The organism is Hoeflea sp. 108, from assembly GCF_000372965.1.
Classification (GTDB): Bacteria; Pseudomonadota; Alphaproteobacteria; order Rhizobiales; family Rhizobiaceae; genus Aminobacter.
Genome location: NZ_KB890024.1, coordinates 3,743,448 through 3,767,348, shown reverse-complemented (window position 1 = coordinate 3,767,348; position 23,901 = coordinate 3,743,448). Strand labels below are relative to the sequence as shown.

24 protein-coding genes are annotated in these 23,901 nt (G+C 63.5%); 15 read left to right on the top strand and 9 right to left on the bottom strand.

All coding sequences use genetic code 11. The features are described 5' to 3' along the window. From flgB to B015_RS0118660, 5 genes are all read right to left on the bottom strand, one after another. Positions 1-381: a flagellar basal body rod protein FlgB gene (gene flgB, locus B015_RS0118680; protein ID WP_018429260.1), complete on the bottom strand. Its 381-nt coding sequence runs from the start codon at positions 379-381 to the stop codon at positions 1-3. An 82-nt stretch (positions 382-463) separates the two neighbouring features. Beyond that, positions 464-1,093: a hypothetical protein gene (locus B015_RS0118675; RefSeq protein ID WP_018429259.1), complete on the bottom strand. Its 630-nt coding sequence runs from the start codon at positions 1,091-1,093 to the stop codon at positions 464-466. Beyond that, a complete protein-coding gene (gene fliI / locus B015_RS0118670; RefSeq protein ID WP_018429258.1) occupies positions 1,077-2,435 on the bottom strand; it encodes a flagellar protein export ATPase FliI in 1,359 nt (452 codons plus the stop codon). The genes B015_RS0118675 and fliI overlap by 17 nt, the downstream gene beginning before the upstream one ends. A gap of 50 nt (positions 2,436-2,485) precedes the next feature. Further along, complete coding sequence (gene flgF, locus B015_RS0118665) at positions 2,486-3,208, bottom strand: flagellar basal-body rod protein FlgF (RefSeq protein WP_018429257.1); 723 nt, start codon at positions 3,206-3,208, stop codon at positions 2,486-2,488. A 7-nt stretch (positions 3,209-3,215) separates the two neighbouring features. Then, entirely contained in the window at positions 3,216-4,337 is a 1,122-nt protein-coding gene (locus B015_RS0118660; RefSeq protein WP_026227461.1) for a DUF1217 domain-containing protein, read from the bottom strand. 151 nt (positions 4,338-4,488) lie between these two features. On the opposite strand from B015_RS0118660, the gene motA reads away from it, so the two are divergent. Genes motA through B015_RS0118630 form a run of 6 tightly spaced genes read left to right on the top strand, consistent with a single transcriptional unit; the run spans position 4,489 to position 9,379 of the window. After that, entirely contained in the window at positions 4,489-5,364 is an 876-nt protein-coding gene (motA, locus tag B015_RS0118655) for a flagellar motor stator protein MotA (protein WP_026227460.1), read from the top strand. Between the two features lie 36 nt (positions 5,365-5,400). After that, positions 5,401-6,333, top strand: a complete 933-nt coding sequence (locus B015_RS0118650; RefSeq protein ID WP_018429254.1) for a FliM/FliN family flagellar motor switch protein — start codon at positions 5,401-5,403, stop codon at positions 6,331-6,333. A gap of 54 nt (positions 6,334-6,387) precedes the next feature. Continuing rightward, positions 6,388-6,786: a flagellar motor switch protein FliN gene (gene fliN, locus B015_RS0118645; RefSeq protein ID WP_018429253.1), complete on the top strand. Its 399-nt coding sequence runs from the start codon at positions 6,388-6,390 to the stop codon at positions 6,784-6,786. A gap of 44 nt (positions 6,787-6,830) precedes the next feature. Continuing rightward, positions 6,831-7,841: a flagellar motor switch protein FliG gene (locus B015_RS0118640; RefSeq protein ID WP_018429252.1), complete on the top strand. Its 1,011-nt coding sequence runs from the start codon at positions 6,831-6,833 to the stop codon at positions 7,839-7,841. A 21-nt stretch (positions 7,842-7,862) separates the two neighbouring features. Then, the gene (flhB, locus tag B015_RS0118635) at positions 7,863-8,942 is read left to right on the top strand and encodes a flagellar biosynthesis protein FlhB (protein ID WP_018429251.1); all 1,080 of its coding nucleotides are present in this window, start codon (positions 7,863-7,865) and stop codon (positions 8,940-8,942) included. Then, positions 8,939-9,379 carry a hypothetical protein gene (locus tag B015_RS0118630; protein WP_026227459.1) on the top strand — a complete coding sequence of 147 codons (441 nt, stop codon included), beginning with the start codon at positions 8,939-8,941 and terminating at the stop codon, positions 9,377-9,379. The genes flhB and B015_RS0118630 overlap by 4 nt, the downstream gene beginning before the upstream one ends. Before the next feature lie 72 nt (positions 9,380-9,451). Here B015_RS0118630 and B015_RS33895 read toward each other — a convergent pair whose 3' ends face one another. Together B015_RS33895 and B015_RS0118620 are read right to left on the bottom strand one after the other, a co-directional pair. Further along, complete coding sequence (locus B015_RS33895) at positions 9,452-10,204, bottom strand: helix-turn-helix transcriptional regulator (protein ID WP_018429249.1); 753 nt, start codon at positions 10,202-10,204, stop codon at positions 9,452-9,454. Next, positions 10,201-10,902 carry a helix-turn-helix transcriptional regulator gene (locus B015_RS0118620; protein ID WP_018429248.1) on the bottom strand — a complete coding sequence of 234 codons (702 nt, stop codon included), beginning with the start codon at positions 10,900-10,902 and terminating at the stop codon, positions 10,201-10,203. Before B015_RS0118620 ends, B015_RS33895 begins: the two co-directional genes overlap by 4 nt. A 392-nt stretch (positions 10,903-11,294) precedes the next feature. On the opposite strand from B015_RS0118620, the gene B015_RS0118615 reads away from it, so the two are divergent. Beyond that, the gene (locus B015_RS0118615) at positions 11,295-12,479 is read left to right on the top strand and encodes a TMEM43 family protein (RefSeq protein ID WP_018429247.1); all 1,185 of its coding nucleotides are present in this window, start codon (positions 11,295-11,297) and stop codon (positions 12,477-12,479) included. A gap of 107 nt (positions 12,480-12,586) precedes the next feature. Here B015_RS0118615 and B015_RS0118610 read toward each other — a convergent pair whose 3' ends face one another. Together B015_RS0118610 and B015_RS0118605 are read right to left on the bottom strand one after the other, a co-directional pair. Next, positions 12,587-13,618, bottom strand: coding sequence for a histone deacetylase family protein (locus tag B015_RS0118610; RefSeq protein ID WP_018429246.1), 1,032 nt, complete (start codon positions 13,616-13,618; stop codon positions 12,587-12,589). Continuing rightward, entirely contained in the window at positions 13,615-14,289 is a 675-nt protein-coding gene (locus B015_RS0118605) for a TetR/AcrR family transcriptional regulator (protein WP_018429245.1), read from the bottom strand. The genes B015_RS0118610 and B015_RS0118605 overlap by 4 nt, the downstream gene beginning before the upstream one ends. Positions 14,290-14,551: 262 nt before the next feature. Here B015_RS0118605 and B015_RS0118600 point away from each other — a divergent pair, with 262 nt between their 5' ends. The 8 genes from B015_RS0118600 (at position 14,552) to B015_RS0118565 (ending at position 23,833) form a co-directional block, all read left to right on the top strand. Continuing rightward, positions 14,552-16,228: an amidohydrolase gene (locus tag B015_RS0118600; protein WP_026227458.1), complete on the top strand. Its 1,677-nt coding sequence runs from the start codon at positions 14,552-14,554 to the stop codon at positions 16,226-16,228. A gap of 126 nt (positions 16,229-16,354) precedes the next feature. Further along, positions 16,355-17,449 (top strand): ABC transporter ATP-binding protein, encoded by a 1,095-nt coding sequence (locus tag B015_RS0118595; RefSeq protein ID WP_026227457.1) that lies wholly within the window; start codon positions 16,355-16,357, stop codon positions 17,447-17,449. 3 nt (positions 17,450-17,452) lie between these two features. Beyond that, positions 17,453-18,373 carry an ABC transporter permease gene (locus B015_RS0118590; protein WP_018429242.1) on the top strand — a complete coding sequence of 307 codons (921 nt, stop codon included), beginning with the start codon at positions 17,453-17,455 and terminating at the stop codon, positions 18,371-18,373. Then, on the top strand, positions 18,366-19,166 hold the full coding sequence (locus B015_RS0118585) for an ABC transporter permease (RefSeq protein WP_018429241.1): 801 nt from the start codon (positions 18,366-18,368) through the stop codon (positions 19,164-19,166). Before B015_RS0118590 ends, B015_RS0118585 begins: the two co-directional genes overlap by 8 nt. Positions 19,167-19,183: 17 nt before the next feature. Continuing rightward, the gene (locus B015_RS0118580) at positions 19,184-20,218 is read left to right on the top strand and encodes an extracellular solute-binding protein (protein ID WP_018429240.1); all 1,035 of its coding nucleotides are present in this window, start codon (positions 19,184-19,186) and stop codon (positions 20,216-20,218) included. Positions 20,219-20,333: 115 nt separating this feature from the next. Next, a complete protein-coding gene (locus tag B015_RS0118575; protein ID WP_018429239.1) occupies positions 20,334-21,356 on the top strand; it encodes an extracellular solute-binding protein in 1,023 nt (340 codons plus the stop codon). 69 nt (positions 21,357-21,425) lie between these two features. Next, the gene (locus B015_RS0118570; protein ID WP_018429238.1) at positions 21,426-22,622 is read left to right on the top strand and encodes a serine hydrolase; all 1,197 of its coding nucleotides are present in this window, start codon (positions 21,426-21,428) and stop codon (positions 22,620-22,622) included. Positions 22,623-22,654: 32 nt separating this feature from the next. After that, entirely contained in the window at positions 22,655-23,833 is a 1,179-nt protein-coding gene (locus tag B015_RS0118565) for a serine hydrolase (protein ID WP_018429237.1), read from the top strand. Positions 23,834-23,901 lie beyond the last annotated feature (68 nt).

Here is a 23,901-nt window from a genome sequence, read left to right as displayed (position 1 = left end):
TCAGGCCTTGCTGCTCAGCATGATCATGCGGTGGAAGGCCTTGACGATGGCCGTGTTGAGCTCGAAGGAGCGGCGGACTTCGCCGGCCTTCATCAGCTCATCTTCGAGCGCCACCGTGTTCTGGGACGGCAGCACCGCATGCTTGGGCTCTTCCTGCTTGACCGCGTAGCCCGCTTCGGTGGCGCCGCCGGTGAGGTGGCCCGTCTGCGTTGCGGTCATGGCGACGCGCGAACGGTCGAGCACTTTCTCGAACGGTTCGACGTCGTGCGTCCGGTATCCGGGCGTGTTGGCGTTGGCTATGTTGCCGGCGATGGTCGTCTGGCGCACCGAGAGCCAGCGCGCCTGCTGGCTGGCCAGATCGAACAGGTTGACGGGGTCCATGGAAATCTCCGATCAGATTTCCAAACACTATTGCGCCAGTCTTGCGCGGGCCTTGCGAGGCCCGGCAAGCTTCGGGGCGCGGTCAGCGGGTGACCTGGAGGACCTCTTCGCGCGAGGTGACGAGCACCCACTTGCCCTTGCGCTGTTCGATCGAGGCGACCTTGCTGGAATCGGGCAGGACCGATCCGCGCTGGACGACCCACACGCCGGCGTCGTCCTCGATCATGGCGCGGCCGTTGGCAACATGGACCAGCTTGAAGCTGATCTTGGGGCCGGGGAAGGGCTGGTCGGCAATCTGGGCGCTGCTGCTGCCATCTTCGGTGGCGGGCTTCAGCGAGCCGGTGGCGAAGAGATCCAGCTTCATCGGCGGAATTTCCTCGGGCGTGATCGGCGCGCCGACGCGCTCGACCTGCTGGCCCATGGCCAGCGGCACGGACTGTTCGCTGTCGCCCTTGCCGCTGAACTTCATCGCGCGGATGCCGAACTTGTCCTGGTTGAAGAAGATGTACCAGGGAAACAGCGCACAGGTGGTGCCCAGCGCGATGCCAAGGCAGGCGATGATGAAGTCGCTCCTGTGATCGCGCTTCTTGCGGCGCGGCTCGATGGTCAGCGGCGGGCGCTGCAGCCCGACGCGCTGGAGCAGCGTGCGGGGCCTGTCCTGCGCGCCGATGATGTCGAGCAGTTCGCGCTCGGGATCACTCCGCCTGAACATTGGGTCTTTCCTTGGCTCTCAGATGGCTGGCGAGATCGGAGAAGGGATCGTGCGAAGGGCCGTCGGCGGGCGACTGGGCCAAGGCTTCATAGATCACCGGCACCTGTCGCACGGCGAGGTCTAGTTCGGGGTCGGCGCCTGGCTGGTAGGCGCCGAGCAGGCGGATGTCGCGGGTGTCCTCGAAGCGCGAAATCATGGCCTTGAGCTTGCTGACCAGAAGTCGCTGGTCGGGGCTCCAGGCTTTTGAAGCGAGACGCGAGATCGACGACAGCGGATTGACCGGCGGATAGCGGCCCTGCTCGGCGATGGAGCGGTCGAGCACGACGTGGCCGTCGAGGATACCGCGCACGGAGTCGGCGACGGGATCGTTGTGGTCGTCGCCATCGACAAGCACCGAGATGATGGCGGTGATCGATCCCTTGCCTTCCATGCCGGGGCCGGCGCGTTCGAGCAGTTTCGGCAGTTCGGTGAAGACGGACGCCGGATAGCCCCGCGCCACCGGCGGTTCGCCGGCGCCGATCGCCACCTCGCGCAGGGCATGAGCGAAGCGGGTGATGGAATCGAGCACGAGCAGCACACGGTCGCCCTGGTCGCGGAAATGCTCGGCGACGCGCATTGCCGTGTCGGGCGCGCGCCGGCGCATCATGGCGCTTTCGTCCGACGTGGCGACGACGGCGACCGTCTTGGCCATGCTGGCCGCACCGATCGTGTCTTCAAGGAATTCGCGCACCTCGCGGCCACGTTCGCCGATAAGCGCGACGACGACCGTGTCGAAGGCATCGGCGCCGGCAAGCATGGCAAGCATCGTCGATTTGCCGACGCCCGAGCCGGCGAAGACACCCATGCGCTGGCCGAAGCAGAGCGGGGTGAAGATGTCGATGACGCGCACGCCGGTCATGAAGCCGGTTTCGACGCGCTGGCGCGCCAGCGCTGCCGGCGGCGCGGCCTCGGACGTCTGGGTGATGGAGGCGCGGATGAGGGGCGGCCCGTTGTCGATGGGCCGAGCCATGGCGTCGATGGCACGGCCGCGCCAGCTCGGGTGAGGGGTGATGACGATCGGGCCACGGGTGAAGATGGGGTCGCCGACGCCAACCTCGCCGCTGCTTTCATAAGGGGCGACGAGCACTTCGTCGCGACCGATCTGCACGATCTCGCCACGGCGGCTGCGGCCATGGCCGCGATGCTCGACGATGTCGCCGAGGCGGGCAATGGCTGACAGGCCGCCGACCTTGTAGTGGGTCGGGGCGATTTCGGTTACGCGGCCGCCGCGCCGCACCAGTGTGCGGTCGTCGGCAAAACGGCGCTGGATGCGCTCGAGCGCCTCCAGCCGGTCGTCGTGCATTGTCTCTGCTTCCGTACGGATGGCGTGCGGGGTGGTGCTCACTTAACGGCCTATTTCGAGCCGAGCGTCTTGATTGCGTCGGAGAAGGAGCTTTCCGTCTGGCGCATCAGGGCGGCGGTGTTCTCGAAGGCGCGCTGCACCATGATGAGCTTGGTCATTTCCTTGACCGGATTGACGTTGGACTCCTCGACGAAGCCCTGCACCATGCCGGCTTCCATACGGTCCACGACCGGTTCCGGCGTGGTCGGCGCGACGACGCCGGAATTGCCGTAGCGGATGAAATCCGGACCCGGGTTGAATTCGTAGAGGCCGATGGCACCAACCAGGCGGCCGTCCTGGCGCAGCGTACCGTCGGCGCCCGCCTGCGGCGGACCGGCACGCGGGTCGAGCTGGATCGGGGAGCCGCCGGCGTCGAGCACCGGGTGGCCTTCATGGGTGATGAGCTGGCCTTCCGTCGTCATCGAAAACCGGCCGTCGCGGGTCATGACGATTCCAGCCGGCGTGTCGATGCCGAACCAGGCCTGGCCTCTGATGGCGAAGTCGAACGGGTTGCCCGTCTGGGTCATCGCGCCGTGTTCGGTCGACAAATAGGTGTTGCCGGGCGAGGTGAACGACACCGACTTGGAGCCGAGGCCGGAGACGACATCCTCGAACTTCACTCCAGTGGCGCGGAAGCCGACGGTGGAGGCGTTGGCGACGTTGTCGGCAATGGTGTTCAGACGCTTTTCCAGCGCCACCTGCGCCGATAGCGCGACATAGAGACCGTTCTGCATGATCGGTTCAGAACCTCAGCTTCTGCATGGCAAAGAGGAGGTCGGTCGAGACCCCGTATGTGTTGGGCATCCCGAAAAGGATGCCGGTCGATTGCGCAGTGGGCGAACTCGGGTTCTCGAGTTCCCAAAGACTGGTGAAGCGCTTCAGGAACTGGTCGAGCTTCTTGGGATCGGAGAGATCGCTGACCTTCATCTTCTGTTCGAAAAACTTGACCTGCCGGTCGATGTCGGCATTGGCGAAGGATGCGGGCAGGCCCAGCGCGGTGCGCATCACCTTGCCCATCGCCGGATCGGCGAGCACTTCGTAGAAATTCTTGATGCCTGGCGCCTTGCGCTGGAAATAGAGGGCCAGGCGGACGCCTTCATTGTCCTTGCCGGCGTCTTCCTCGAGCTTCTGCCGGAAGAACTTCTCGGTCGCGGGTTTCTGCGAGGCGTTGATGGTGGTGGTATCGGCGCCAAGGGCCTCGAAATTATATGTCGAGGCAAACGCTGCGAAGCGCTTGTCGACCATCTGGTTGGCGTAGCTCTTGGGATCGCGGACGCCGCCATCCAGAACCTTGGCCATCATCTCCTTGTTGGGGATGGAGGAGCTGAGACCGAAGGCCTTCATGGCGAAGGTGTAGAGGCGGTCGTCGGCGAGCAGATCCTTTGAAGACTTCACCTTGACGATGTTGTCGAGGTAGTACTTGACCTCGGCCTTGGTCGCATCGGAGGTCGGATCGCCACCGCCCAGCTTGACGGCTGCGAGGTATTTGTCGACCGCACCCTTCTGGGTCTGGTTGTAGGTGGTGGCGTTGGCGCCGAGTTCGGCGAAGTTGAAGCTCTTGACGAATTCGGCGTAGCGCTTGTCGGTCAGCTTGTTGGCGAAGGCGCCCGGTTTGGCGATGCCTTCATTCAACACCTTCTTCATGAAGGCCTTGGCGTAGGCCATGTCCTCGAGGCCGTGGGCCTTCATCGCATATCTGAAAAGCCGATCGTCCTTCAGGAGCTCGTCGACGCTTTTCACCTTGACGATGTTCTTGAGGTAATACTCGGTCTCGCGCTCGACCGTCGGCTGGTTTTCGACACGGTCGATTGCCTTGCCGATGTTCTTCGCGATCAGCATGTAGCTTGTGTAAGTATTGAGCACGGCAAGGCCCTTCCGTCGCAGGATAGTCGGGACAGGCTATGCGCAAATGCTTGCGCGAGGCTGAATCATTTCGCGACAAGGCTTCAAGCCTCACACAAGGCACGGCCGCTATCTCTGAGTGCATATTGCTTTCAATGCGGAAGGACCTGCCGTGGGCATTCTTATCGGACTCGTCGTGACGCTGGGCTGTGTGCTCGGCGGTTTCATGGCGATGGGCGGCCATCTCGAGGTCCTTATCCAGCCTTGGGAACTCGTCATCATCGGCGGTGCAGCACTCGGTACCTTCCTGGTCGCCAACCCGATGTCGGCGGTCAAGGATACCGGCAGGGGCATCATGGAGGCCTTCAAGCAGGCGGTGCCGAAAGAGCAGAACTACCTTGAGACGCTGGGCGTGCTGCACTCCCTGATGCGCGAGCTGCGCACCAAGACGCGCACGGAGGTCGAAGCGCATATCGACAACCCCGACGACTCGGTGATCTTCCAGGCCTTCCCGACAGTGCTGAAGAACTACGACCTGACGCATTTCATCTGCGACTACTGCCGCATCATCATCATCGGCAACGCCCGCTCGCACGAGGTCGAGGCGCTGATGGACGAAGAAATCCAGACCATCCGCGCCGACAAGCTGAAGCCCTATCACGCGCTGACCGCCGTTGGTGACGGCCTGCCCGCACTCGGCATCGTCGCCGCCGTGCTCGGCGTGGTCAAGGCGATGGGCGCGCTCGACCAGTCGCCGGAAATCCTCGGCGGCCTGATCGGCGCTGCGCTCGTCGGCACCTTCCTCGGCATCTTCCTTTCCTATGCCGTGGTCGGTCCGATCGCCACCAAGGTGAAGACGGTGCGCGAGAAGAACAACCGCCTCTACATCATCGTCAAGCAGACCCTGATTGCCTACATGAATGGCTCGCTGCCGCAGGTGGCGATCGAGTTCGGCCGCAAGACGATTTCCTCCTACGACCGTCCGTCCATTGACGCGGTCGAACAGAGCACCTTGAATACCGGCATTATCGAGAAGAAGGCGGCCTGATCCCATGCGGGACGCTGACAAAGGGCAACTGCAATCATGAACACCACCGCAAGCCCGGCGGAACCGCGCGACGTCGTCATCGAGCGCATGCTCGGCGATACGGGCGAGCCTGCCAAGGTGCATTCCGCCGCCCGCCGCCTGGCGGAGCGCTCGGCGCCGCTGATTGCAAAATACCTGACCGACGTGTTGCCCGAGCAGGTCTTCGTCGAGGTGGTCGAGGTCAAGCTCGGCCGCATGGCCGATGCCAAGGCCGGCAAGAACAACCAGGCCATGGCCGTGGCGCTGACGCAGAGCTCGCCCGATGGCCTGGTGATGACGCTCGACCCTCAGGCGATTGCGATCCTGGTCCACCTCCTTTTCGGCGGCGAACCCAGCCGCGAAGTGGCGCCGATCGACCGCGAGCTCTCGGCCATCGAGATGGGCGTGGTGAACCTGGTGTTCCAGGATGTCGCCAAGGCGATGAACGCGCAGGGCCCGGACGGCGGCGTCGGCGTGAAGTTGCCGGTGGCCGAGCCGATGAGCGGCACGACCATGAAGAAGCACGTGTTCCGTGACGGGCCCTCGGCACGCATCACGCTGTCGGTGGCGACCGCAGTGTCGCGCGGCACGCTGACCTTGACGCTTCCGCAGCGCGTGCTGATCGAGGACAAGCGCGGCAAGGCCGAAAAGGAAGCGGCGATGCCGACCACCGAATGGCGGTCGCGCTTCTCCGATGAGCTGATGCGCTCGGCCGTCCGTCTCGAGGCCTCGATGCCGCTCGGTCGCATGACGCTCGGCGAACTGACCGGGCTCGAGGTCGGCCAGGTCATCGAACTGCCGGAAAACACCCAATCCAACGCCGTCATCGCGGCGCGCGGCAAGACGCTGTTCGCCTGCGAGTTCGGCAAGCTCGGGCAGAACTACACCGTCCGCATCAAGCGTCCGTTCGATTCGACGGAAGAAACCATTGAAGGGATCGTCGCAGGCTGATCACGGCCGCTACGCAGCGGCCGACAGCGCGACCGATAGAACTGGAGAAGACCGATGACCAAGGCGCAGGCAAAGCCCGAGATCGACAAGCCGGAAGTCGTGACCGAAGACGACGATCAGCTCAACCGCGCCATCGAAGAGCTGCGCGGCGTGCTGAGCGAGGAAGAGAAGCGTCCCGGTCCGGGCCGCGGCGCTCCTGCCGGCAACAATGTCATCCTCGACATCCCGGTCGAAGTGCAGATCGTGCTCGGCAGCACCGAGATGCCGGTGTCGGACCTGATGACCCTGCAGAAGGGTTCGACGGTCGCGCTTGACCGCCGTATTGGCGAACCTGTCGATGTTGTGGTCAACGGTCGCCGTATCGCGCGCGGGGAAATAACCGTGCTAGAAAGCGATCCGTCCCGCTTCGGCATCCGACTCACCGAGATCGTTGCCGCGACCAAGAGTGCCTGAGGTTTCGTGAAAGTGCTTTCCCATCCTACCCGAAAGGCTTCCGCATGAGCCCGCTGTCGACGCTGACGCGGCCGCAGAAGGCCGCGGCCATATTGGTGGCGATGGGCAAGCCTTCTGCCAGCCGTCTGCTCAAGTTCTTCAAGCAGGAGGAGCTGAAGGCGCTGATCGAGGGCGCACGGCTTTTGCGCACCATCCCGCAGGCCGATCTCGAAAGGATCGTCGCCGAATTCGAGGCCGAGTTCACCGAGGGTGCCGGCCTGCTCGATTCGGCCGACAAGATGGACACGATCCTCAACGAATCGCTGTCCGAAGAAGAGATGAATGCGCTGATGGGCCGGGGCGAGCCCGTGGTGAAGAAAGACAATTCGCCACCCGTCTGGCCGCAGCTTGAGAAGCTGGAGGCAGCGCAGGTGTCGGCCTTCCTCGTCAACGAGCACCCGCAGACCTCGGCGATGATCCTCGCCAATCTCGCGCCGAGCTATGCCGCCAGCGTCGTGCTGACGATGGACAAGCCGATGCGCAGCGAGATCATCAAGCGCATGATGGAAATGGCGACCGTTCCGGAAGCGGCGGTCAGGATGGTCGAGAGCCAGATTCGCACCAACGTGCTTTCGGGAGGCGCGCAGAAGGACAATTCTGCCGGCCAGACGCGCGTTGCCAGCCTGCTCAACGAGCTCGACAAATCGCAGCTCGAAGAGGTGATGACCGATCTGCAGGAAGTCGGCATGAACGACCTCGACGCGATCCGCGCTCGCCTGTTCTCGTTCGACGACATCCCGATGATGACGCAGAAGGCGCGCGTGTCGCTGTTCGACGGATTGTCGAGCGAGCTCATCACGCTGGCGCTGCGCGGTACGCAGCTGACGGTGGCCGAAGCCGTGCTGTCGTCGATCGGCGCGCGTACCCGGCGCCTGATCGAATCCGAGCTGAGCCAGGGGTCGGAGGGTGTGCTGCCAGCCGATATCCTGAACGCACGCAAGTCCATTGCCTCGACCGCGCTTCGCATGTCGAACGAGGGACTGCTCGAACTGCCGCAGGCGCAGAACGCGGCCTGACCGGGCGAGCGTCGTTGAGCCATGTCTGAAAACGACGACAAAGACTCAAAAACAGAAGAAGCCACAGAGAAGAAGATCCGCGACACGATCGAGAAGGGCAAACTGCCCGTCTCGAAGGAAGCCGCGATCTTCACCTCGTTCCTGGCTATCCTGGTCTACGCCGTGTTTTTTGCCAGCAGCTCGGTGGCCGAGCTTGGCGTCTTTCTGTCCAATTTCCTTGAAAAGCCGGAATCCTGGCCGCTCGGCACGGAGCGTGACGTCATCGAGCTGTACCATTCGGTGATCATGGAGATCGGCCGTGCCGTTACAAGCCTGTTGATCATGCTTGTCGTCGCCGGTCTCGCCGCCTCCATCCTGCAGAACGTTCCGCAGTTTGTCGGCGAACGCATCCGGCCGCAGCTGTCGCGCATATCTCTGACCAAGGGCTGGAGCCGCATGTTCGGCGTGCAGGGCCTGGTCGAGTTCTTGAAGTCGGTGGCCAAGCTCAGTCTCGTCGTGCTTGTGCTGATCTTCGTGCTGTCCAACGACCACCGACGGCTGTTGGCCGGCATGATCACCAATCCGGTCGCCTTTGCCAGTGTCATCCGCAGCATCGCGGTCGACATCCTGGTTGTCATCGTCTTCGTCATGGGCGCTATCACGGTGGCCGACTTCGTCTGGTCGCGGTTCCATTGGCGCCAGGAACAGCGCATGACCAAGCAGGAGGTCAAGGACGAGATGAAGCAGGCGGAAGGCGACCCGATCATCAAGTCGCGCCTGCGCTCCATCGCCCGCGACCGCGCCCGCCAGCGCATGATAACGGCAGTGCCGCAGGCGACCCTCGTTATTGCCAACCCGACCCACTTCGCCATCGCGCTGCGCTATGTGCGCGAGGAGAATGCCGCCCCTGTGGTGCTTGCCAAGGGACAGGATCTGGTGGCGCTCAAGATACGCGAAATCGCCGAGGCAAATGGAATTCCAGTCTTCGAAGACGTGGCGCTCGCCCGCTCCATGTACAAGCAAGTTTCAGTAGATAGTGTGATCCCACCTCAGTTCTACCAGGCGGTCGCCGAGCTCGTGCGCATCGTTTATGGAAATAAGGCTCAACGCAGGACACCATGAATCTTCAGCCACATGCTACGTCCCGGGAAATGATTGTTGCCACCGCCATCCAGCCTGTGGTGCGTGAGCTCAGGCTTGTCGATATCGCAGACTACATAGCCTTTATTCGCATGGAGCATTTCGCCAGCGTCGCCGACCTGGTGGATTCGGCGGCGGAGCTCTTTTTCATGCCGGGCGCCCTGCGCATGGGCCTTGGCGGGGAGGCGCATGTCTGCTGGACCGGCAGCCCCAGGATCGTGCTCGATCTGGAGCTTCGGCCCGAAGGTGCGGTCGTCTATTTCCAGCTGTCGATGACGGCCGACCATGCCTCGGTCGAGGTTCACTATGTGTCGTTCGAAAAGCCTGACGCGGAGCCGGAGAAGAACACCGAATATCTCGCCGCAGCGATCGAGCAGGCGATGATCCGGCGCACGGTGCCGCGGGCGGAGGCGGCCTGAGCCGCAACGCGCAAAGGCGCACGCCCTGAAGGCGTGTGCCGCGTGACGGTCAACGTTTCAGAAAAGAAGAAATCAGTCGATCAGGCCGAGGCGCAGTGCCTTGGCAACCGCATGCATGCGGTTGACGGCGTTGAGCTTCTGGGTCGTCTGGGTGAGGTACTGGTTGGCGGTGTGGACCGACAGCTTCAGTTCCTTGGCGATCTCCTCGCTGGTGTAGCCGCGCGAGGTAAGCTTCAGGCATTCGATCTCGCGGCGCGACATCGAGGGCATGGCGGCGGCGCGGCCGCGCGCCAGAGCGGCAATCGAATTGAACAGCTGGAAGCAGCGGCCGTGCAGGTCGTGAAGCGCAGCTGAACTGGGCGCCAGCTGGGCGCCGGCAAAGACGAAAAGGCCGGCCTGGCCACAATCGCTGTAGACCGGGAAGGCGATGCCGCGTCCGCCTCCGGCGGTAGGCTCCAGGCGGTTGGTCCAGACGAGGCCCGCAAAGGCCTCGGCTTCCGCCTCGTCGGCCCACCAGCACGGTGCGGTCGAATGCCTGACCTGGCGCAGCAACTGCTCGCCGATGCCGTCGTCGAGAAGACGGGTCGAGGCCGAGGCGACGAGATGATCGGAATCGAAGCATGGCACCAGGCGGCCGCTCTCGGCCGCCGAGCCCACCGTGCAGAACGCGAAGTCCTGTGCGCCGAGTTCGATGGCGATCCAGCGGCAGCGCCTGATGGCATCCGCCAGCGCGATTGCCCGCGAGGCGTTGCCGCCGGCGCGGGATGGAACGTCCTGCGCGACTTCGGGCGCAGTGGACGTCTGTCTTGCGTGCGCCCGGGTCAAATGATGCCGCTCCTGATCGCGGTCGCAATCGCCATGGCGCGATTGCTGGCCGACAGTTTCTGGATTGCGTGAGTGATGTAGCTGTTGACGGTGTTGGAGGAGACGCCAAGGATCAGCGCCACGTCCTCCGTCGTCTTGCCTTCGGAAACCCAGAACAGGCACTCGCGCTCGCGGTCGGAGAGCGGATCCTGAAGCGAGGCGGAGGCGAGGATGCCCTGCGCCTGCGACAGCGCATAGCAGCATTCGAGCTGGGCGCGCGGCATGGCCGTGGCATCGATCTGGCCGGCCTCGGCGGCTGAGAACAGGACGAACAGCCGCTGGCGTCCGACTTGCAGGCGCAGCGCGAAGATTTCGGAATGACCGAGCACCTCCAGCAGGCGGGCTTCCTCGCCGCCGAGCAGCGCCGGCGCCTGGGAGGCGACGAGGCTTTGCGGGCGGACACCCGGAGCGCTGGCGTATGGGCTCTGCGCCAGCCCGGCGATCAGCGCGTGGCCGGCCATCTGGATGGCGTCGTAGATCCAGTTGGAGGCGATGATCTGAAGATTGTCACGGTCTTGGTCGTGCGAGATGGCGACCAGCATGTAGCCGTCGGCGCCGATTTCGTCGGTAAGGCCCATGAAGAAGGCGGTCAGATCGCTGCGCGAAGCGAGCCTTGCTGCGACGGTCGTCTGTGCGGTGCGGGCTGCGAGGGCGGTCATGCGAGTACTTGGCCGAATCCATTGGAGGCCGGAAAAGGCCGCTGCCCGGTCCGGTCGAAAACGCTTCACTTGAGACGAAAAACGCCACGCAGATGCCTGACAGCATCCATCGGCCGAATCCGTACGGGTCGCGCGAAACCTGACGCGCTCTCAACCGAGGAAAGCCCCGGCATTTCAGAGAGTTGGTGGTTCGCCGCGCCCCCCGTGGACCGGCTGATTCGGGTTCAATTTAACCCCTCGCGAATCGCTCCGCAAACAGAATTGACAAAAAGTTAATTCAGAGTCCTTCCGCAGACTCGGAAGGCCGGAAATGCTGGAATCGCAGGGCGCGAAAACCATTGATCGGCTGGTGCAAACGGCTTAACCCTCCCCGCATTTGGGTGGGGATTTCAATGAGCGATCAATTTCGAGAGGTGAATTCGGTTTCCTGGTTCGGCCGGATCAAGAATGCGCTGATCGGCGTCTTGGTCGGGCTGCTGCTGGTTGTGGCGATGGTGGTGGTTCTGTTCTGGAACGAGGGCAGGGCTGTGACCACGGCGCGGTCCCTGGCCGAAGGAGCAAGCGCGGTGGTGTCGGTCACGGCCGATGCGGTCGACCCGGGCCATGACGGCAGGTTGATCCATGTCGGCGGAGCGCTTGCGACGTCGGAAGGCCTCGAAGACGAGGATTTCGGCATCGCGGCCAAGGGTGTGCGCCTGGTGCGCGAGGTCGAGATGTACCAGTGGGTCGAAAGCTCGAAATCGGAGTCGACCACCAAGCTGGGCGGCGGCGAGGAGACGGTCACCACCTATAGCTATGCCAAGGAGTGGCGCGACCGTCCTGTCTCGTCCTCGGAATTCAAGCAGCCTTCCGGACATGAAAACCCGTCAATGGAAATCGAGGGGCGCACATTCCAGGTTGCCGAGGCGAAGCTCGGCGCCTTCACCCTTGGCGAGCCGGTACTCGACCTCATGGGCAATGCCGACAAGCTGTCAATCTCCCCGACGCAGAAGGCGGCCATCGAGAGTGTTTTTGCGGGGTCTCAGCGCGTGGGCATCAGCGACGGGCAGATTTTCCTCGGGGCCAACCCGACTGCGCCTGGCGTCGGCGACTATCGCATCGGCTATCGTCTGGTTCCTCTGGGCGAGGTCAGCGTCATCGGGCGGCAGGAAGGGACGGGCGTTGCGGCCTACCAGACGGAAGCGGGCGACGAGCTGCTGATGGTCGACAGCGGCAGGGTACCGGCCGAAAAGATGTTTGCCGAGGCCGTGACCGCAAACAAGATCATCACCTGGCTGTTGCGCGCCGGGTGCCTGCTGTTTCTGGTGTTCGGCTTCAGCCTGCTGCTCGGACCGCTCGGTGTCCTGGCCGATGTCATCCCGTTCGTGGGTTCTATCGTGCGCATGGGCACCGGCCTCATCGCTTTCGTCCTGGCACTTCTGGTGGGAACGTCGACGATCGCCGTCGCCTGGTTCTGGTATCGGCCGCTGCTGGCGCTCGGCATCCTGGCGGCGGGACTTGCGGTGGCTTACCTGCTGACGAAGATCGGGCGCAGGAAAGCAGCAGCTCCGGCTGCTGCAGGGCCCGTTTCGGCATAGTGATTTGAGAATGGCCGGGGCAGCATTGGCGCTGCCCCTCATCCGCCCCTGAATTTGCCGAAGGGCTGGGACCTTCACCCCGCTGGCGGGGAGAAGGGGCTTGACGGCTAGCGTCCCTCGAAGCCGGTGAGCACGCCGACGGCGTTGATGCCGATCTCGTCCACGGCATAGCCGCCTTCCATGACGAACAGCGTCGGCAGGCCGAGCTTTGCGATGCGGGCGCCGATCTTCGGATAGTCGGCGCTCGTCAGCTTGAACTGGCTGATCGGATCCTTCTCGAAAGTGTCGACGCCGAGCGAGACGACAACGACGTCGGGCGCATAGGCGGTAAGTTTCTGGCAGGCATCCTCGAGCGCCTCGTTCCACTTTTCCCACGAGGTGCCGAAGGGCATCGGGTAGTTGAGGTTGAAGCCTTCTCCTTCGCCCGCGCCGCGTTCGTCGGCATGGCCGAGGAAGAACGGATATTCGGTCATCGGGTCGCCGTGCAGGTTGATGACCTGGATGTCGGCGCGCGAATAGAAGATCTCCTGGGTGCCGTTGCCGTGGTGGTAGTCGACGTCGAGGACGGCGACGCGCTTGGCGCCCTGGTCGCGGAACCATTGAGCTGCGACTGCTGCGTTGTTGATGAAGCAGTAGCCGCCCATGAAGGCAGCGCCGGCATGGTGCCCCGGCGGACGGCAGAGCGCGAAAGCTGCGCGTTCGCCTGCCTTGACGAACTGGGCAGCGGTCAGCACCACGTCATAAGACGACTTGATCGCTTCCCAGGTGCCCTCGACGAAGGTGGCGCCGCCATCGAATGAATAATAGCCGAGCAGCGCCTCGATGCCCTTTGGCCTGACATCGCCGCGCAGGCCGCGCGTCGGCCAGGCGAATGGGATGGCCGAACCGGACTTGCCGGCGGCCTGCCATTGCGGCCAGACGGTCGGCAGGAAGTCGATGTAGTCGGCGGTGTGTACGCGCTTGGCGGCGGCGAGATCATGCACCTGGGGTGCCACGATCGAGCCGAGCTTCTCGCTCTCGACGCGCTTCCTGATGATCTCGGCCCGCGAGGGCTTCTCGAAGCCGGGCACGATGGCGCCGGCGACAAGCTCCATCTGGTCGCGGTGACCGGCGTGGAGCGGCGAAAAGACTGTCTTCATGAAAATCCTTCCTGGTTCTGGTTGAGGTCGAGATAGGGGGCGACGAGGGCAAGCCACATGGTCTTGACGTCGTCCTGGATGAGATCGAATGCCTTGCGGTCGCGCTTGAGGCCGACGAGGCGGCAGACGTGGCCGACTTCCATCATCACCACGCCGAGCCGGCTGGCGATGTCGCCCTCGAGGTTCGGGTTCACATGCTGCAGCCAGGCGGCATAGAGCGCGATGATCTGCTCGTCATATTCGTTCTGGATGGGCCTGAGGTCGGGATTGCCAGTAATCGCCTCGATGACCGGCATCAGGCTGGCATTGTCGAGATAGAGCCTGGAGGTGTCGACGAAGAGCTTGTCCACCTCCTTCTGGAACTCGTCCTGATTGGACGGGCGGGGAGCCTCGATGCGCTTGGCGATGACCTCGGGGAAGGCGCCGAGCCAGCGCCGGGCGAGGTCGAGAAGAATGGCTTCCTTGTTGGGGTAGTATTGATAGACGGAGCCGACGGACAGCCCGGCATGCTGGGCAATGGCAAGCGTGGTCGGCGTCTTGGTTCCCTGTTCCCTCGTCAAGACGAGGGCGGCATCGAGAATCCTGTCGACAACTTTGCTCGACCGTTCCTGTCGCGGCTGCTTGCGCGGACTGAGCGCCGCGCTGGCCTTCTTGGTCAGACTGCGATTCACGGGCAGAACTTCTCGCTCCCTGCTTGTTGCCAACATACACGAGAGACGTCCTCCACAACGCATCCCCGGGGAAACCCGCATATTGACAAACGCGAATAATTAGTCGCATTTTTTCTTGGCGCTGTCTTTAGGGAAACAAGGGGAATTCCTTGAAGTAGCGGATCGGTCTCAGGCTTTCCGTCTGGCTGCTCATTTCCTCGGGAATGGCGGGCAATCGGCGCAAGTTTGAATGGTCACTGTCAGTCAAGTGCGCGGAGTCGCGATGTCTGTCCAAACGGTTCGCAATGCCGACCTGATCGTCATCAACGGCCGCGTGCTGACCATGGACACGACCCGGCCGACGGCAGAAGCGGTGGCCGTCACGGATGGCCTGATTGCAGCTGTCGGCGACCTCTCCACGATCGAAGCCTTGCGTGGGCCCGATACAAGGGTGATCGACGCGCGCGGCGGCTCGGTGGTTCCGGGCTTCATCGAAGCACACATGCATCTCTTCTCCGGCGCTGCCGAACTGGCGCATCTGCAGCTCGCAGGCGTTCACGGCTTCGAGGCCCTGCGCGAGGCCGTGCAGGCCTATGCCGCTTCGCGCCCGAACCAGCGCATGCTGGTTGGCCAGGGCGCCGACTACACCATTCTCGGCAGCGAACGCGTGACGCGGCATCACCTCGACGCCATCCTGCCCGACAGGGCTTTCCTGATGGCGGCCCCCGACCACCACACCTACTGGGCCAATACCCGGGCGCTGGAGATGGCCGACGTGCTGCATGGGCGGGAGCTTACGCCCGGCAACGAGATCGTGATGGGCATCGACGGTCTGGCCGAGGGCGAGCTGCGCGAGAACGAGGCGTTCAACCCGGTGCTGAAGCTTGCGGGGGAGGAGCGGGTGCGGCTCGGCCTGTCGACCGGTGGCGAGCCCAACCCTATGCCCGATGCCGACGAGCGCGAAGGCGACCGCGCCATCATGCGACGGGGTCTCGACTGGTGCGCGCGCCACGGCATCACCTCCATCCAGAACATGGACGGCAACTACTACCAGCTCGAACTGCTGTCGGAGGTCGAGGCTGAAGGTGACCTGATCTGCCGCGTGCAGGTGCCGTTCCATTACAAGAACTTCATGACACCAGACATGCTGGACAAGGCGTCCGACATGGCCGAGCGCTACGACAGCGACTGGCTGTCGTCGGGTCTGGTCAAGCTGTTCTATGACGGCGTGCTGGACTCGTGGACGGCGGTCATGATCGAGCCCTATGCCGACCGGCCGGGTTGGGTCGGCGAGCCGCTGTTTTCGCCCGAGGAGTTCAAGCGCTTCGCTGTCGAGGTCGACCGGCGCGGCCTGCAGATCGCCGTGCATTCGATTGGCGACGGTGCGACACGCGCCGTGCTGGACGGTTATGAGGCGGCACAGGAGGCCAACGGCAAGCGCGACAGCCGCCACCGCGTCGAACATGTCGAACTGACCACCGCACGCGACATCCAGCGTTTCGTCGATCTCGGCGTCATCGCCTCGATGCAGCCTCCGCACCCGCCCGGCGGCATGAGCTTCCCGCTGGAGCCGACCGTGTCGCGCATCGGCCGCGAACGCTGGCCCTATGCCTATCCGACCCGCACGCTGATCGATGCCGGTGCACATGTGGTGTTTGCTTCCGACTGGCCGGTGGCGCCTATCGACCCGATCCAGGGCATGCAGGCGGCCATGCTGCGCAAGCCATGGGCTGACGACATGCCCGACCAGAGCGTTTCGCTGCACCAGGCGCTGGCAGGCTACACCGTCGAGGGCGCTTATGCCGAGTTCATGGAAGACAGGAAGGGCACGATCAAGCCGGGCTATTTCGGCGATCTGGTCGTGCTGTCGGCCGACTTGGAGGCGACCGATCCGGCCGCGCTGCACGAGGTGCGGCCCGTGACCACCATCTGCGGAGGGCGGGTGACCTACCAGGCGTGAGCCGCATGGCGAGCGTCTGGCGAAATGATTGAGTGCTGTTGTTGCCAAGCCATTTGGCCTGTGGTGACAATCGGTCAGGGAAAAAAGTTCCACTGTGAAGGTGGACGAAAACAATGGGGCGTTTGAGTGCCGGACACACCGGGTAAGAATGCGATCGAGGTTCGTGGGGTTCGAAAGGTGTTCGGGACGGGAGAGGCGCAGGTCGCGGCGCTGGACACCGTTTCGGTTTCGATCCGGGAAAACGAGTTCTTCACGCTGCTTGGACCTTCCGGCTGCGGCAAGACCACACTTCTGAGGCTGATTGCCGGTTTTGACTTCCCGTCGGAGGGCGAGATCATGCTCTACGGCCAGGACATCGCGCCGCTGCCGCCGTTCAAGCGGCCGGTCAACACCGTATTCCAGTCCTACGCGCTGTTCCCGCACATGACGGTGGCCCAGAACATCGGCTTCGGGCTGGAGATGCTGGGCAAGCCGCGGGCCGAGATCGACGCCCGCGTCGCCGAGATGCTGAAGCTGGTGCGCATGGAAAAGCTCGCCAAGCGCCGCACCAGCCAGATTTCCGGCGGCCAGCAGCAGCGCGTGGCCTTGGCTCGCGCATTGGCGCCGCAGCCCAAGGTTCTGTTGCTCGACGAGCCGCTGTCGGCGCTCGACTACAAGCTGCGCAAGGAAATGCAGATCGAGCTCAAGCGTCTGCAGCATGAGACTGGCATCACCTTCATCTTCGTCACCCACGACCAGGAAGAAGCGCTGACCATGTCGGACCGCATCGCGGTGATGTCGGCCGGCAGGATCCTGCAGGTCGGCAGCCCCCGCGACATCTATGACCGGCCGGCCGAACGCTTCGTTGCCGATTTCATCGGCGAGACCAACTTCCTCGATGCCAAAATCGACAGTCTGGACGGCGCCAAGGCCAAGGTGACGCTCAAGTCGGGTGCGACGATAGCCGCGACCGTGGCCGAGGGCTTCAAGCCCGATGGTGACGCCACCGTCGTGATCCGGCCCGAACATGCCAAGGCCGTCAAGGGGCAGGGCGATATCTCGGGCATCGTCGAAACCGTCGTCTATTTCGGCACCGACACGCATGTGCACATCCGCCTCGACGACGGCGAGACGTTCACCGTGCGCCAGCAGAACGCGCGCGGCGCGGTGGCTGCCTTTGAACGCGGCGACCGCGTCGGCATCGTCATCGGCGACGATGCGGCCCAGATCCTCAGGGACTGAGCCATGGCGACCGCTGCTGAAATCGAAAAACAGGCAGAGCAACGCGAGATCCGCAATCGCTGGTTCCTGTCGGCGCCGGCGCTGCTGATCATCTTCCTGGCCGCCTCCGGTCCGCTGGTGATCGTGCTGATCTATTCGTTCCTGACGCCCGGGCCGTATGGCGACGTCGTCTGGAAATTCTCGACCGACGGCTGGATGTCGGTCTTCCTCGAACGCGACATTTTCGACGACACGCTGTCGTTTGCGAGCGCCCATATCACCATTTTCTGGCGCTCGCTGAAGCTGGCGCTGATGGCCACGGTGGCGACGCTGATCTTCGGCTTTCCCACCGCCTATTTCATCGCCACGCGTTCGGAGCGGACGCGCGACATCTGGCTGTTCTTGATCACCATTCCGTTCTGGACCAACCTGCTGATCCGCACCTTCGCGGTGCTGCAGGTGATCCGCAACGAAGGCATCATCAACACGGCGCTGATCAATCTCGGCATCGTCAACCAGCCGATCCAGATGCTCTACACCGACTTCGCCATCATGGTGGGCATGGTCTATGTCTACCTGCCGCTGATGGTGCTGCCGCTTTATGCCAGCATGGAGAAGCTGGACTTCCGTCTGGTCGAGGCCGGCTACGACCTCTACGCCTCGCGCTGGCAGGTGCTGCGCCGGATTATCTTCCCGCTGGTCCGGCCTGGCGTTATCGCCGGTTCGATCCTGGTGTTCATCCCGGCCATCGGCGCCTATGTGACGCCGAGCGTGCTCGGCGGCGGCAAGAACATGATGTTTGCCAACCTGATCGAGCTGCAGTTCGGCCAGGGGCGCAACTGGCCGCTGGGGGCAGCCCTGTCGATCACGGTCATGGCCATCGTGATGGTGGCGCTGCTGGTCTATGTCCGCAACACCTCGGGTTCGGAGACGCGTCATGGCTAAGCGTTTCTCGATCCGCCACCAGACCGGCTTCACCGGCATAGCGGCTGCCTGCTTCGTGCTGCTCTATCTGCCGATCGCCGTGCTTGTGGCCTATGCCTTCAACGAGTCCACCTCGGTGTCGGAATGGGGCGGCTTCTCGCTGCGCTGGTTCGTCTCCGCCTGGAACAACGTCCAGGTGATCGACGCATCGGTGCGCTCGCTCAAGATTGCCGCTTCGGCTGCGATCATCGCCACCACCGTCGCCACCATGGCGGCACTGGCGACGACGCGGACGCAGGCCTATCGCGGGCTCACCTTCAAATACGCCTTCATCAACCAGCCGCTGATGGTTCCCGAGATCGTCACGGGCGTTGCGCTCCTGATCTTCTTCTCGCAGATCAAGGTCGCCACCGGCTATTCGGGGCTGGGCTACCTGATCGCCGCGCACACGGCGTTCTGCATTCCCTTCGCCTATCTGCCGATCCGGGCGCGCCTCGAGAACATGGACCTGACGCTCGAACGCGCGGCCGCCGATCTCTATGCCACGCCCTGGAATGCGTTCCGTCGGGTGACGCTGCCGCTGCTCTGGCCGGGCATCATCGCCGGCCTGATGCTCGCTTTCGTCATCTCGCTCGACGACGTGGTCATCACCGAGTTCGTCAAGTCGGGCGGCCAGGACACCTTGCCAACCTACATGCTGGGGCAGATCCGCCGCGGCATCACGCCGGAGGTCAATGCGATATCGACCGTCTTCCTGCTCTTGTCGGTCGTCATCGTCACGCTGTTCTTCTTCTTGAGCAGGAAACGGGATTAATCAACGGGAGTGAAATGATGAACCTGAAATCCATGTCGATGGCCGCCGGCCTGGCGCTGCTGGCCTCGACCAGCCTCGCCTCCGCCGCCGGCGAGCTGAACATCTACAACTGGGGCAACTACATCAGCCCCGACATGATCAAGAAGTTCGAGAAGCAGTACGACGTCAAGGTAACGGTGACCGACTACGACTCGAACGACACGGCACTTGCCAAGGTGCGCCAGGGCGGTACCGGTTTCGACATCGCCATGCCGTCCCAGACCTTCATCCCCATCTGGATCAAGGAAGGCCTCATCCAGGAGACCGATCCGGGCAAGATGGAGAACGCGAAGAACATTGCGCCGGAATGGGCCAATCCCGACTTCGATCCCGGCCGCAAATATTCGGTGCCATGGGCCTGGGGTACGATCGGCGTCGTCGTCAACACCGACACCTACAAGGGACCGGCCGACAGCTGGGGCATCATCTTCAACACGCCGGAAGAGCTGAAGGGCAAGGTCAACGTCGTTCCCGAGATGAACGACGTGATGTTCGCCGCGATCAAGTATGTCGGCGGCCAGCAGTGCACCGAGGACAAGGAAATCCTCAAGAAGGTGCGCGATACGCTGGTGGCGGCCAAGCCGAACTGGATCGCCATGGAATACAACACCATCGAAAAGATGGGTGCCGGCGACTTCAAGGCGACCAGCGACTGGAACGGCTCGGCCCTGCGCCAGCGCCTGGCCAATCCGGCGATCCACTACAACTATCCCAAGGAGGGTTATGGTCTCTGGAGCGACAACATCGTCGTGCTGAAGGAAGCCAAGAACCTCGAAAACGCCAAGCTGTTCCAGAACTTCATGATGGATCCGGAAAACGCGGCGATGAACTCGGCCTTCCACCGCTATGCCAACGGCATTGCCGGCTCCGACAAGTTCATGCCGGCCGACATGAAGGACGCGCCTGAAGTGATCATCCCTGAGGCTGAAAAGTCGCGTGGCGAACTGCAGCGCCTGTGCTCGCCGGAAGTGCAGGCACTGTACACCAAGATCTGGACCGAACTGCAGAAGTAAGCGTTCGCCAGGAACCATCACAGCCGGACGCGCTCCGGCTGTGATGTGACTGTAGCCTGCCGCTGGCAGGGTGCTCACAGCCAACAAAAAAAGGAGACCCGCTGTGAAACCAATCATGTCCACTGCTGTTGCGGCGATCGCGCTGCTTGCGGCGACCGGCCTCGGCCGCGCCGAGGGCCAGCTCAACATCTACAACTGGGGCAACTACACCAACCCCGAAGTCATCAAGAAGTTCGAGGACAAGTACCAGGTCAAGGTGACGATCACCGACTACGACTCGAACGAGACCGCGCTCGCCAAGGTGCGCCAGGGTGGCAGCGGCTTCGACATCGTGGTGCCGTCGCAGACCCACCTGCCGATCTGGATCAACGAAGGCCTGCTGCTCGAGACCAATCCCGGCGGCATGGAGAACTTCAAGAACGTCGCGCCCGAATGGGCCAACCCCGAGTTCGACCCCGGCCGCAAATATTCGGTGCCGTGGGCCTGGGGTACGCTCGGCGTGGTCGTCAATACCAACACCTACAAGGGCGACATCAACACCTGGAAGATCCTCTTCGACACGCCCGACGAGCTGAAGGGCAAGGTCAACGTCGTTCCTGAAATGAAGGACGTGGTCACGGCCGCCGTCCACTATGTCGGCGGCGAGCAGTGCACGACCGACAAGGACGTGCTGAAGAAGGTGCGCGACCTCCTTGTTGCCGCCAAGCCGAACTGGGTGGCCATGGAATATGGCGCCGTCGACAAGATGAAGGCCGGCGACTTCCAGGCCTCGAGCACCTGGAACGGTGCCGGCCTGCGCATTCGCCTGGCACGCCCCGAGGTGCATTTCGGCTATCCGAAGGAAGGCTTCACCTACTGGAGCGACAACGTGGTCGTCCTGAAGGACGCCAAGAACGCCGAGAACGCCAAGCTGTTCCAGAACTTCATCATGGACCCGGAAGTGGCCGCTGGCCTGTCCGCCTTCCACCGCTATGCCAACGGCATTGCCGGCTCGGACAAGTTCATGCCAGCCGACATGAAGGATGCGCCGGAGATCGTCATTCCGGAGGAAAGCAAGGCGCATGGCAAGATGGCGCTGATGTGCTCGCCGGAAGCGGATGCGATCTACACCCGCATCTGGACCGACCTGCAGAAGTAAGCAGTTTCGACTGCGGGGTCCGGCGTTCGCGCCGGACCCCAAGCATCCCGGCTGCGCGAGGGTGATACCATGAGCTCGTACCGCAACAGCGAAAACGTGCCTCCGATCATGCAGGGCTCGCCGCCCGCAATGCCCGTGCCGAAGGCGGCATGGGACATGCCGCCATGGAATCGCTGGGCCTTCCAGCATGTGCGCGAGATGGTGCCGACGGTCGAGGTGTGGCGCGGCGAAGGCCCGGTGCGCGCCTTGCCGCGTGCGGAGATCGATCTCGACCAGCTCGCTGTGACCGACAGCGAGGGCAGGGCAACGACGCTGTCGGGCCTGCTCGATGAGACTTACACCGACGGCCTCCTGGTGCTCAAGGACGGCAAGATCGCCTATGAGCGCTACTACAACGGCATGACGCCGCGCACGCCGCATCTGTCGCAATCGGTGGCAAAGTCGGTGACGGGTAGCGTGTTCGGTATCCTCGCCGGACGAGGCATCGTCGACCCCAGGAAGCTGGTGACCGACTATCTGCCGGAGCTTGCAGCGACCGGCTGGAACGGAGCCACCGTCCAGCACGTGCTCGACATGACCACGGGCGTGCGCTTCAGCGAAGCCTACACCGATCCCTATTCCGACATCGGCCAGGTCGATGTCGCCTGCGGCTGGAAGCCGGTTCCATCAGGGACCGATCCCGGCTTCCAGTGGCCGAAACATGTGTTCGAATTGATCCAGCGGCTGACAGGCACCACGCGCCCGCATGGCGCTGCCTTCGAATACCGCTCGATCGAAACCGACGTGCTTGCCTTCATCATGGAGCGGGCGACCGGCAAGCGGCTGGCGCAGCTGGTGTCCGAAGAGCTGTGGCAGAAGATCGGCGCCGAGGAGAGCGCCTATTTCACCGTCGACAGCGCCGGCTATGCGCTGGCCGACGGCGGCTTCAACGCGACGCTGCGCGACTATGCGCGCTTCGGCCAGACGATTCTCGAAAACGGCGCCGGCATCGTTCCAGCCGACTGGATCGCCGAAACGCGCAATGGCGTGCACGGCCCCAACTACAGCGCCTCGATGCCCGAGGGCAGCTACCGCAACCAGTTCTGGATCGAGGACCCGCGCTCACGCGCCTTGATGTGCCGAGGTGTGTTCGGGCAGCTGATCCATATCGACTGGGACAGCCGCATGGTGACGGTGAAGCTGTCGACCTGGCCCGAATTCACGTCCGTCGCCTATTCGGTGGCGACGCTCAAGGCCATCCACGCGATATCAGCTGCGCTCGCCTGAACGGCCGTACGATCAACAAGCAAGGACATATCATGACGACTTCCACCGCGTTCGAGCGCATGTTCGGCTTCGCCCGCAAGGATCTGAGCCTGGGCAACTGGCGCGAGCAGCCTTTCAACCGCTGGGCCTTCCAGAATGTCGCGGAGATGGTGACCAGCACGCGGATCGCGGCGCGCGAAGGCAATCTCGAGGCCGCCCCGGTCGATTTCGGCGGCCTCCTCGGCGAGACGGTCGAGATCAACGGCAAGAGCGAGACGGTCGCCGATTTCCTCGCACGCTCGTCGACCGACGCGCTGACCGTGATGAAGAAGGGGCGCTTCGTCGGCGACTGGTTCGCGCCGACCATGAAGCCAGATGCACGTCACATCATCTTCTCGATCTCGAAGTCGCTGACGGCGATCCTCGCCGGCGCGCTGGAGGGCGAAGGCAAGCTCGATCCGAACGCGCCGGTGACCGACTACGTGCCGGAGGCCAAGGGCTCTGTCTATGCCAATGCCAGCGTGCGGCATGTGCTCGACATGACCGTCGCGCTCGACTTCGAGGAAGCCTATCTCGACCCCGAGAGCCTGTTTGCGCGTTATCGCCGCGCCACGATGTGGAACCCCGGCGGCGGGGCGGAGTCGCTGCGAGAATTCCTCGTCACGCTGCAGCAGCTGAACGAACCGCACGGCCAGACCTTCCGCTACCGCTCGCCCAACTCCGACCTGCTCGGCATCATCGTCGAGCGTGCATCGGGCCAGCGCTACGCCGACCTCATGTCCGACAGGCTGTGGAAGCCGCTGGGCGCCAAGCGCGACGGCTTCGTCACCGTCGACAAGGAGGGCTCGGCGCGCGCGGCCGGCGGCGTGTCGATGGCGGTGCGCGACCTTGCCCGCGTCGGCGAGATGATGCGCCAGGGAGGTACGTCGGAAGGCGGGCGCATCGTGCCGCAGGCCTGGGTCGAGGATACGATCCATGGCGGCGATGCGGCCGCCTGGCAGCGCGGCGACATGACCAACCTGTTCGCCGGCGGCCGCTATCGCAACAAGTGGTACCAGAGCGGCAATGCTGCCCAAGCCTATTGCGGCATCGGCATCCACGGCCAGTGGCTCTATGTCGACCCGAAGGCAGAGGTGGTCATCGCCAAGATGTCGTCGCAGGCGCTGCCGGTGGACGATCCGCTCGACCTCGACAATGTGGCCTTCTTCGAGGCGCTGTGCACGAGAGTTTGAGGCGTCGGGCTTTTCGGGCCCAATAGCCCCTCTCACCGGTCACGGCTTCGCCATGCCGGTGAAGGCGT